This window comes from Rhodopirellula europaea 6C (assembly GCF_000338295.1).
In the GTDB taxonomy this organism is placed as follows: domain Bacteria; phylum Planctomycetota; class Planctomycetia; order Pirellulales; family Pirellulaceae; genus Rhodopirellula; species Rhodopirellula europaea.
In genome coordinates, this window is sequence record NZ_ANMO01000025.1 from 40,076 (window position 1) to 51,190 (window position 11,115).

Genomic DNA, 11,115 nt, shown 5'->3' on the forward strand with positions numbered 1-11,115 from the left:
GCGAGCAAGAAATCGCGTTTACGCGGCGTTGATTTGTCCGTCTTCGCTGACATCTTCGAACCGAATCGAGACTTGTTTGCTGACCCCGGACTCTTGCATCGTGACACCGTACAACGTTGTCGCCGCGGTCATCGTTTTCTTACTGTGCGTCACAACGATGAACTTGGACTGATCCAAAAACTCCGTCAACACGGTCACGAATCGGCCGATATTGGCTTCATCGAACGGCGCGTCCACTTCGTCCAGCACGCAGAACGGGCTGGGCCGATACTGGAAGATTGACATCAACAAAGCCACGGCCGTCAATGCCTTTTCACCACCGGACAACAACGAGTTGCTGAAACTCGGTTTCCCAGGAGGCGTGGCAACGATCTCGACACCGGCTTCCAAGGGGTCGTCCGACTCTTCCAAAATCAGATCGGCATGACCACCACCAAATGATTTGCGATACAGCTTTTGAAAGTTGATTCGGATGGCTTCGAGCGTGTCCAAGAACAACCGCCGAGAATCGGCGTTGATCCGAGCGATCACGCGTTGAAGCGAATCTTTCGCAGCAGTCAAATCCTGATACTGACCATGCAGCTCGTCATAGCGAACCTGCAACTCGTTGAGTTCTTCCAAGGCTTCCATGTTGACCGAGCCAACGTTTTGCACCTGGCCTCGAAGACGACTGATCTCTTCATCGACCGATGATCGATCCTCGATTTCAGCGAGTTCTTCTGGCGGCTCATCATTCCGCAGGTCGATCTGATAATCCTCGGCGATTCGATCGGCCAACGTCGCTTGTTTCAGCGCCGCGGCATCGCGAGCGGAACTGATTGTCGCGACGGATTCGGTTGCTTTCGCGACGGCCTTGATCGCCGCTTGCGATTCGGTTTGGACTCGGCGAGTGGCTTCGCGTTCTTGATTGGCTTCCGCGGCCAAGACTTGCAGTTTGGCGTCGGCCGACTCCATTGCGATCATCAATTCCGCCAAGCGATTGTCGGCTTCCAAGATTCGCGTTTCGATCTCAGTGATCCGCTCTCGCGTTCGATTCATCGCGTCGCGAACTTCTTGGTTCGCCGCTTCGCGTTGGCCTTGATCGCGACGAGCCACATCGGCAGCGATGGTCAACGATTCAACGCGTTGTTCGCTACGTGCGGCCTCGACCGAAATGCTCATCGCCTCGGATTGCACTTCGCGAAGTTGCTCCGACGCCGCGGTCAGTTGAACATCGACTTCGGTCCGCTGAGCTTCCAGCGTCTCGATCTCTTGCTTTCCCTGTTGAATCGAAACAGCCAGCTCGCCGTCTTGTTGTTTGGCCGTTGCGAGCAATTCGTTGTGTGACGCCGACGATCGTTTGAGTTCGTCCACGGTCGCCTGACGAGCCGACAATCGCTCGGCAACGTGATGCAGTTTGGCTTCTGCCGCCGCGTGTTCAGTGATCCATTTCCGCATCGCCTGCTCGTGACGACCAAGCTCGGCCGCTTCGCTATCGACAACACCGGTCAAGCGACCGACTTCTTTTTCAGCTTCGGCAATCTGATAGCTGTAGTGCTGCATCTCGGACTTCGCCGCCGCCAACTCGCTGCGCCGGCTGACCAATCCGGTTTCGCCGCCGGGAGGCCCAACGACACTGGATCCATCATTGTCCAACAAGTCGCCCGATGCGGTCACGAATCGCAAACCCGCCGACGAAAGTTTTCGCAAACCAATTGCCGTGCCCAACGTGTCGACCAACCATGTGTTGCCAAGGAGATGGCGAACTAATGGTTCCAGTTCGACTTCGCAATCGATCATTTTGTCGGCGCGACCGATCACACCAGCCAACCCGTCCAAGCGAATTTTGTCGCCGGGACGCCGATTGGGAAGTTCATCCAAACGGATGATCCCGACGCGAGTGCCAATCTTGATATCGCCACGGCTAATCGCATCGCTCACCGAGCCACCGCGAACGATGACGTACTGGCTGCGTGGTCCAAGAGCGGCATCAATCAATGGAGCGACTTGCCGATCGACGGAAAAACAATCCGCGACGATACCGACCAGATCTTTTTTCAGCTCAGCATTGTTCATCCGCAGCACTTCGCGAACGCCGCCGCTGACGCCTTCCTGTTTCTGCTGCAGCTCTTCGAGCACGCGAGCACGCTCGGTGATCCCTTGCAGCCGAATCTTCAGCGATCCAATTTCTTCGCGGCGTCGTTCCAAGACTCGTCGCGTCTCACACACTTTCGCGTCGGCGATTTCGACTTCGCGTTGTGCGTCGGTGATTCGTTTCTCAAGCTCAGAAACGTTACGAGCAACTTCGTCGTGATCTCGTTGAGCCGTCTTCAGCCCGTCTTCGGCTGTCACCGAATTTCGAGCGATCTCTTCGAGAGCACGCGCGGCTTCACGCATTTGCTGAGCCACCCGGCCTCGATTCGCCTCGTGCTCTGCGACGCGACGAACCGCAGCCAAATGATCGCGTTGCAAATCATCGCGCGTGGTCTCGATGCGGTGAACGGTCGCTTGTTCCGCATCACGCTTGGCGGCGATTGATTCCTTCTTCTGTTGGACGTCGGCCAGCTCAGCCTCAGCGACTTCTAACGCAGCGATTGTCTTTCGCAAATCTGCGATCGCCGATCCCGCTTCGGTTCGCATCGCACGCAAACGACGGTAATGTCCGATCAACGTGCGTCGTTGTTCGACCAACGTCGTCTGATCCGATTCGTGGCGACCACCAATGCGGGCAATTTCGCCTGACAACTCGCTGCGGCTTTGCTCCGCTTCGCGAGCCGCTTCGGCAATTGTCTGCAATTGCATCTCGGCGGCTTGCCGTTGCTCTTCCAACGACTCCCGCAACGCGTCGGCTTCACGATGCTGTCGTTGAGCAGCTTCCAGTTGAGTGGTTGCTTCGTTCAGGTCCGTTGACAACGTCAACCAATCGTTCCAAGCGACAACCGTTCGAAGCTCCTTCAATCGGTCGCTGGCTTGGCGATAGCGTTCTGCTTTGCCGGCTTGGCTCTTCAGCGTTTTCAGCCGAGTCGCCACTTCGTCAACGATGTCGCCCAACCGTGTCAGGTTCGTCTGCACACGTTCGAGCCGCCGCTCCGCTTCCACCTTCTTGGCTTTGAAACGACTGATCCCGGCGGCCTCTTCGAAGATCGCTCGCCGATCTTTCGCGTTGGCTTGCAGCATCCGATCGACTTTGCCCTGTTCGATCAAACTGTAGGCATCGATCCCGATACCGGTTCCGCGAATCAGAGCCTTGACGTCCTTCAGCCGGACCGCCTGTTGGTTGATCAGGTATTCGCCTTCGCCGCTGCGATAGACTCGCCGAGTCACGTGGACCTCGGGAGCGTCGACCGGCATCTGGCCGCCACTGTTGTCGAAAATGATCGTCGCTTCGGCGGCACCGGCGGGCCCGCGAGTTTGTGACCCTTTGAAGATCACATCGGACATGTCCTTCCCGCGCAGACTCTTGGCACTTTGACTGCCCAAGACCCATTTCATCGCATCGACAATGTTCGACTTTCCGGAACCGTTTGGTCCCACGACGACCGTGATGCCGTCGGGAAAATCAAACCGCGTGCGATCAGCGAAGCTCTTGAAACCGGCCAGCTCGAGTGCTTTGAGCATGAATGATTGTGTTGCCGGGAGCGAAAGAAGAAGTAAACGACGGACGGGTGAAACGTGGTTTCGATGGATCAAGACTAGCCAAAACGCTGGCAAAATCCTAGTTCGATCACGTGAAACGGACCACAATCCTGGCGATCCAAAAACTGACTATCGAAATCGCCTGGTGATCAGAAAAGCACCCCAAATACGCAGACAACCAAAACCAACAGCCCAGCGACCATTTTCCCAACCGTTCCGGTCGTTCGGCCCCAAAACGCGGCCTGGCCAATCCGCCAACTGTCTCGCCAATTCTTCCCGTCGTTCCATTCCGCGAACATGGCTCCCGCGGTCGCCCCCAACCCTCCGAACAAAATCGCCGCCAAAACCGGACCAACGACGGGAATCGGTAGCCCCACGATTCCTCCCACAATGGCCCCGATGATCGAACCCACAATCGCCATCATCGTGGCTCGGCGACTCGCCCCCGCTCGGCTGGCCCCCATCGCACCCGCCAAAAACTCAACCAATTCGCCGACCAAACCCAGCACAAACGCGATCGCCAACGAAACCAACCCGAGCTGCCATCGCCCGGTTTCCGGTCCCAACCATGCGTACAACGCCATCAGGGCAATCGCCAGCCAATTGCCCGGCAGAGCGACCAAATTCAGCAACCACGCCAACGTGCAGGCGAGAATCAGCCCGATTCCCAGCGCGACCACACCGATCGGCATCATCACATCTCGAATCGTGTCCCGCGTCCAAACCAACCCATCACTGACTCTCGCCCAAAAGCCGCCGGCTTCTTCCGTCGCGACCGGATCCGCTTGTGCCAACCAATGTCCGGCTGGAAGGCTCGCAAGCTCCATCGTTTCCGCATCGACGACCGCTACCACGCGATTTTCGGCGAGCGATCCAGCGTCGGTCTCCGCCACCATTCCAAACGCCGTTGGCGACAGGACCGCGAGAAGCAACCATGCAATTTGCAGTTCGATCATGCTGTGAATTCTGTCAGAAGAATTGAAGTGGAAAGGCAAAATGGACACACGAGGGTGAACCAGACCCTGTAATTTCCCGTCTCATTGGCGCCTTGGGAACCAGCCCGTCACGTTGCAGGAACGACGGAGCGAAGGTGGAAGAGACGACGAAAACTGTGGTTTCTTCTTTTCCCAAACGCTACGATGGAGCAACTTCGAAGCCAACTTTCTGATCGAGGAAAGGACTGACGCAACAATGAGCGGACGGGTTTTAGAAACCAACGTGTTGGTGCTGAATCGCTTTTACATGGCGATTCGCGTGGTCAATGTTCGTCGAGCGTTGACGCTTTTGTATCGCGATTGTGCGGAAGTCATTGACAACGACGATGGACAATTCATCGGATACGACTTCGATAGCTGGTGTGAACTGAGCCAATTGGCATCAGCTCAAAAGCAACCGGAGGACGAATACATTCAAGCCGTCGGGTTTGAAATGAAGGTCCCCCGGATCACTCGGTTGACGCGGTTCGATCGCATGCCGGCCCAAACGGTTCGATTCAATCGAAAGAACCTGTTCGCCCGCGACGATCACACTTGCCAGTATTGCGGCAAAGCGGAACCGACGCACAAGCTCAGCCTGGATCACGTCGTCCCCCGCTCTCATGGCGGTGGAACGACCTGGGAAAACATCGTGTGTTGCTGCTTGCGTTGCAACAGCCGCAAAGGCGGACGCACGCCGCAACAAGCACGAATGAAGCTGCTGTCTCGTCCGATCAAGCCCCGGTTCAATCTATTGATGACTCATTCAATAGATGACCCACGCTACGCTTCGTGGAAGACGTTCCTGCAAGCGGCTAAATAACCTGTCTGGGCAGAACAATTCCAACGATTTGAAAACGGCTTCGCTCGTCATCCCGAAGGGTCGTCAGACTCGCCGGGATCGGCGTGATCGTGTTTAAACGTTGCGTTCCGGTGTCTCTGGGTCCGAAAATGAGGATTTGCTCGACAAACAATTTTCGGCGTGGTTATACTCGGGACATCATCGGACACGACCCCATCGGACCCGAATCGGAATCATTGCTTATGTCCTACGACGACAACCCCACATCGCCCGTTTTCCGCATCGATGTTTCAGCGGAATCAGACGCTGGCGTGCCAGTTTCGAACGAGGAACTGACGGTTGGGTTGCTGCGTCAATTGGTCGTCAGCCAGCAGCAACAGACCAAATTGTTGACCGAATTGGTTCAACAAAATGCAGCAATGCACAAGCAACGTGCGGGTGAATTGCAGCAATGGAAAGACGCCAACCCGCAACTTTCTCGGGCCTGCCGACGCGCCGCGGAAACGCTCAGCGAAGTGCAAACTGAATTTTTGCAAACGTTGACCGAAGAGATCGACGATTCGGGCGATCATTTGGTCGAAGGGGAATACATGCTGAACGAATTCATCGATCGGTTTGGCCCCCGAATGGCCCATCTGAACGGAATTTTGCAGGTTCTCGCTCAACTCGGGACCGGCGAACCTATCGCGCAGCAACAACAACACTGAATGCGAGCGAGGGATTTCGGTCACTGAAAAAATTCTGTGGCCAGGAACTCCCAAGTGGACTTTCGAGAAACGGAAACGTTCGCTAATCTCTCGCCTTCTCGGACGCGAACGTCTTCCACAGACGTTCCAAGATCGTCCGAAAACTGCCTTATCGGGGCGTAGCTCAGCCTGGCAGAGCGTCTGGTTTGGGACCAGAAGGTCGCACGTTCGAATCGTGTCGCCCCGATTTTCTTTTGCCGTGTTTTACGGTATTTCTGGTTTTGGTTGACGCCCTGAAGTGGACTATTTTTAGGTCCCAGGGTGTCAGGACGAGCGTCAAAGCACCAACCAGGAAGATGGCTACCAAGTACAAACTATCTTGGCGGGCGAAAGAGCATCGCTGGCAGAAGAAACATCGCGGGAAAACCTACTACTTCCCTGCGCCGGAAGGCAAGCTAGCCAGCTACCAGCGATGCCTTCGTGCGTGGAAGGCAAAGAAGGCTGAGATTGAGTCACAGGACGCTGAAGCGAGCGCCGAATCAATCAAGCGGTCTTGGGATCCGGTTGTGCATCTCGTTTGCGAGATCCAACAGCAAGTTCTCGAAGAGCACGGCGACACCGTAGAAACTCGCGAAGTTTTCGAGGCCCTGCAGCGCCGTTACATCGACCGGCTCGTCAACGCTTCAATCGCGAGGTCGGTTGGTGCAACTGACGCAGAAATCGAATTCTTCACCAGTGAAGTGAAAGAGACCGCCGAGCTACTCTCGCAGACGTACTGGCAGCTTCCGAGAAAATTCTTCGACAACACCAAGACAACCCCGCCAGAGATTCCGCTTCGCGTCCCGCCGTGGGAGTCGGAGGGCGTCTTCGAGGTGCCTAGCGAGCTTCCCTCGCTCGCAGCCCGGTTTGTTGATTCGGTCCGCGCAGACGCAAGCATTCGCCGCGCGGAGAACGTAAAGCGAGAAATCGACCGCTTCATCAAATGGTTGCCGGACGATAGCTCGCTTGCCGACGCGGTCAGTCCGGTCACGCTCGACCAGTACCTAGTTCACATCAAGGGGCAGCCGGTCGCTTCAAAGACGAAGGCTGATCGCGTTGCCGCTGTGAAGCAGTTTGTCCTTTGGCTTTACCATCGCGAGCTGATTGACGAAATCCCAAGACTGATCACAGCGAGGAAGTTCTCGATTGAAGTCGGCAACTCAAAAATCGAGATCTTCGAAGACTCGGACATCGAGGCGATGCTCAAGGCCGCGAGAGAGCGGGAGCAGCTTTACATTCTCCTCGCTCTCAATGCAGGCATGACGCAGGTGGACATATCCGACCTTCGCCGCGAAGAGCTGAACCTTGAAGCAGGAACGATCACCCGCAAGCGATCGAAGACGCGAGACCACAAAACGGTCCCGACCGTGACCTACAAGCTTTGGCCCGAGACTCTTTCCCTGCTGAAAAAGCATGTTAGCAAGGAAGCCGAAAGGGTCTTGGTAAACATCAACGGCGATCCGCTGGTTGATATCCGCGAAGCTGGTGAAAAAACGAATCGCACTGACGCAGTCGCGAAGTCAATGCAGCGCCTTCGCAATCGAATGAAGCGGTCAAAGCCAATCAGCTTCAAGATTTTCCGCAAGACTGCCGCGAGCAAGATCGGTTCAAACGATCGCTTCTCTCGCTGGGCTGGCTACTTTCTCGGGCACGCGCCCGCGAGCACAGCCGACCGCCACTACGTCCGGCCCAATCAACATAGTTTCGATGAAGCGATCGACTGGCTACGCGATCAGTTCATTCATGAAGAAGGCGTGAAGGCAGAACCTTAGTACTATTACTAGTACAAAACGGATGGACAATTCCCCTCAGTTCCGGTAGGTTTAAATTAGAAATTCACGTTTTTCCTTCTTGCAAAAAGGTCGAAATGAAGCTTCTGAAACAGTCGGAAGTTGCCGAGCGTCTCGGTTTCACTGAACGCTACGTACGCTCGCTGGCCCGACAAAACAAAATTCCCCAGCCGATCCGAATTGGAAGCCGATCGATCAGGTACCGGGAAAAAGAGATCAACGAGTTCATCGCGAATGACTGCCGGATGAACAAGTCCTGAAAAGGACAAGACTCGCGAAGAAGGTGCCCCCTTCGCCGCGAAAAGGGCTCAGAGATTTGAGCACCATCTGCAAGAAAAGAGTTTTTTGCAAAGACCTCGCCTATGACAGGCTGAGTCTCAAAACGTCGCTTGATGCGAACCTTCACCCACAGCAGCGGCAATCGCTGCGCCCTCAGCCGCGTGTTATCCACGCCGCGCGGCTGGGGATTCTTTCACGCACAAGGAATAATTTAAGTGTTTGCATTGCCATCAATCACGAAGAGCAAGAACGACAAGAAGCGACAGAGCTTCAAGCAACAGCAAAAGGATATCGCTTCACGTCACGCGGCGTTCATGGATGAAGCGGTATCGACCCCGAAAAGCTGCGTATTCGATTTGCTTCGAAGACAGGGAAAGCGTCACAATGTTTGACAACTGCCCCTTGACCAAGCTTGTTAATCGCGAAGCTGATCAGCCACCTATATTTCGTCGCACCATCCACGAAACACTCTTAAACCTTATTTATGAAGCGGTTTTCTCGAAGCGGGCAGAGAAACGCTGAAGAGCAAATAGAGGGCGAATGGAGCTATAGAATCCCAAGTTCTTTGATGCATCGCCAATCGAACTTGCAGCGGCTTGTTACCGACGAACTCAGCGCGGCCGGAGCCATATGTAACAAGCCTGATCAAGCATCTTCCGGGCTACTCCAGGTAGGTTAGGACTGCCCTGTTCCGATCGTGTTAATATCAGGAATTTCAGGTGGAATCAATCGGCGAATCAGTCGCGAGGATGTCGACCAGATGCAAGTCTTCGCGGCTAATTTTTTTGTTTCACTCTACAAGGAAGCTTTGGATGATTACTGCGCCAGCATACGGAACAGACGTGATTGAATTCGGAACGATCGAACTTGACGGTTCGGAGCTGATTCAGACTTTGACGCTGAGCCTTTTTGACAGCGAGCCTGTCCCCGTCGACACTCACGGAACATTCAATGAAGCGATGAAGCGAATCAAGTTTGACGACTTCGACAGCGAAGCGGTTTCCATCGCGGTGACGCCGGTTGAATCTCCAATCACAATTGAAGCGACTCGGTTCCATCCCCGCGAGTGGACCGTTTACCGGCTCTCTGGCAGCTCTGCTGAGCTGGTTGGTCACTTCACGGGTGAACAGGCGAAGGCGGAAGCCGAGAAGCTCCAGCGAGCCGGTGAGGGCCTGTTGATCGGTACGCCTTACTTGGCGAGCTATCCCGAGGGGTGATTTAGAATCGCTTCACGAATGAACGCCAGCCCTTGCCGCGTGCGGTGGGGCAGGGCCCCTGATCACTGGCTTTCAAATGCTGACATCATCTTAGCTATAGCCTCTTTCAGTCTTCGGTCACTTTCACGGCATCGCTCTTCTTGCCATCGCCAGATTGGTGCCTGAAACTGTCTCTGGGACCACCGATACGCGAGGTACTTCTCCCGGTCCCATTTACCATCGGTTGTGAACAACGAATAGTGAGGCCGCATCGCGGCAACGACCTGACTGGTCTTCAATGCTATCCTGAACGCGTGATCGTCAACTTCAACCTGACTGAGCTGGGGGCTGAACAAGACCGCCAGGACTACTGCGCTTAGTTTCATCTTTGAATCCTTTCTAAGAAGCACGGGTGAACACCGCTATCGTCCCAGTGACTCCAGCGAACAGTTTCCAGTCAAACGTATCGGGCAAGGAGTTGCTTCGTCGACCAGAGCAATTCAGAGAAGCCTTTGTTCTTTCCGTTCGCGAATCAATCGTTGTTCCTCAAGCATCTTCTCACGCTCCTCTGTCCTCTTCTCACGCTCTTCTCACGCTCTTCTTGCTGCCGAAGGGATCGCTCTCTACTTTCGAGTAGCCTCTGCCGCATCTCACGAAGTTTCGCTCGCGTCTGCTTACGGCTCATTTCAAGATCATTCTTCGACTTGTCTCTCAAGTACGTCGGAAGTGTCACCGACTTCTCGACTCCAAACAAGTCTTGGACGAGCGAATCGACATCTAACGGCTTTTGTCGCATGGACCTGTAGCCCTGTTCGGTGGACAGCGAGAGAACTGAAGCCAGCAGGGCACACTTGAACAGCATGACGATTTCCGTTTAGCCGAGGCGAAGCGTAAGGGTCCGTTGACAAAGTAGCCGAGTCGCTTCAGCAAAACGATGGGGTGTTTTTGGTCGGCGGTCCTTGCTTGGCGAGCCACTGGGTTTGCAGGTGTCAGCAATGGCTTCAAAACCCAAAAGGTGTCAAGGCAGAAACTCGTTTCACGCCGCAAAACACGCTATATCGACGTTAAAAAACGTGCCAAAAACGGGCGGTCTACGACGTTCGAATCGTGTCGCCCCGATTTTCTTTCGCCGTGTTCTACGGCATCTCTGGTTTTGGTTGACGCCCTGAAGCGGACTATTTTTGGGTCCTCAGGGTGCTAGTGAATCAACCAGAATAATGGCAACAAAATACCGGTTGATGTGGCCTGCCACCGATCGGCGATGGCAGAAGAAGCACATCGCCAATCGACGCCAAAGTGCTTGCAGTACCCTCGCAGCACATTCTTCCCCGTGTATTCGGGCAACCAGGACTGCGCCGATGCTAGCCTTGTAGCACGCTTCATCCGTTTCACTCTCGGAGGCAACGATTTCTTTTTTCTTCTTATGGTTCATTCCGCCCCATCACTGGACGGCACAACGCCCAGCGTGATTCGATATCCAATGGACGTCGTCGTGGTTCGCGGGAGCACTGAAACCAATCGGGGAGGACAGCTTGAAGCAAGCCAAGCGTGTCTGCGGTCATTCGTCATCCAAATCCCAACGATCAAGTATGTACGCTTCAGCATCCGGTGGAACGGTCAGGTCCGTGAAAGGATCTCTCGGATCGTCAGCGGTCGTGTAGTCATTTCTGAGCATGTTGGGGCGAAACAGCACGTCATGCCCCGCCACAATACGAAAGCCAAGCTCGGCCAACT

At 54.9% G+C, this 11,115-nt stretch carries 7 protein-coding genes and 1 tRNA gene; 6 read left to right on the forward strand and 2 right to left on the reverse strand.

The genetic code is table 11. The features are described 5' to 3' along the window. Positions 1 to 18 precede the first annotated feature (18 nt). Together smc and RE6C_RS02225 are read right to left on the reverse strand one after the other, a co-directional pair. Positions 19 to 3,597 (reverse strand): chromosome segregation protein SMC, encoded by a 3,579-nt coding sequence (smc, locus tag RE6C_RS02220; RefSeq protein WP_008653439.1) that lies wholly within the window; start codon positions 3,595 to 3,597, stop codon positions 19 to 21. 167 nt (positions 3,598 to 3,764) lie between these two features. Further along, a complete protein-coding gene (locus RE6C_RS02225; RefSeq protein WP_008653440.1) occupies positions 3,765 to 4,571 on the reverse strand; it encodes a DUF456 domain-containing protein in 807 nt (268 codons plus the stop codon). Between the two features lie 235 nt (positions 4,572 to 4,806). Between RE6C_RS02225 and RE6C_RS02230 the strand changes: the two genes are divergently transcribed. The 6 genes from RE6C_RS02230 to RE6C_RS02255 all read left to right on the forward strand — a co-directional run bounded on the left by RE6C_RS02230 (position 4,807) and on the right by RE6C_RS02255 (position 9,402). Then, the gene (locus RE6C_RS02230; protein WP_039961001.1) at positions 4,807 to 5,412 is read left to right on the forward strand and encodes an HNH endonuclease; all 606 of its coding nucleotides are present in this window, start codon (positions 4,807 to 4,809) and stop codon (positions 5,410 to 5,412) included. Between the two features lie 221 nt (positions 5,413 to 5,633). Continuing rightward, positions 5,634 to 6,098, forward strand: a complete 465-nt coding sequence (locus RE6C_RS02235) for a hypothetical protein (protein WP_007328560.1) — start codon at positions 5,634 to 5,636, stop codon at positions 6,096 to 6,098. A gap of 152 nt (positions 6,099 to 6,250) precedes the next feature. Then, positions 6,251 to 6,324, forward strand: a tRNA-Pro gene (locus RE6C_RS02240). 109 nt (positions 6,325 to 6,433) lie between these two features. Continuing rightward, the gene (locus RE6C_RS02245) at positions 6,434 to 7,888 is read left to right on the forward strand and encodes a tyrosine-type recombinase/integrase (RefSeq protein ID WP_008653444.1); all 1,455 of its coding nucleotides are present in this window, start codon (positions 6,434 to 6,436) and stop codon (positions 7,886 to 7,888) included. 95 nt (positions 7,889 to 7,983) lie between these two features. Further along, positions 7,984 to 8,166 carry a helix-turn-helix transcriptional regulator gene (locus RE6C_RS33405; protein ID WP_008653451.1) on the forward strand — a complete coding sequence of 61 codons (183 nt, stop codon included), beginning with the start codon at positions 7,984 to 7,986 and terminating at the stop codon, positions 8,164 to 8,166. Positions 8,167 to 8,997: 831 nt separating this feature from the next. Beyond that, on the forward strand, positions 8,998 to 9,402 hold the full coding sequence (locus RE6C_RS02255) for a hypothetical protein (RefSeq protein WP_039960995.1): 405 nt from the start codon (positions 8,998 to 9,000) through the stop codon (positions 9,400 to 9,402). Positions 9,403 to 11,115: the final 1,713 nt, after the last annotated feature.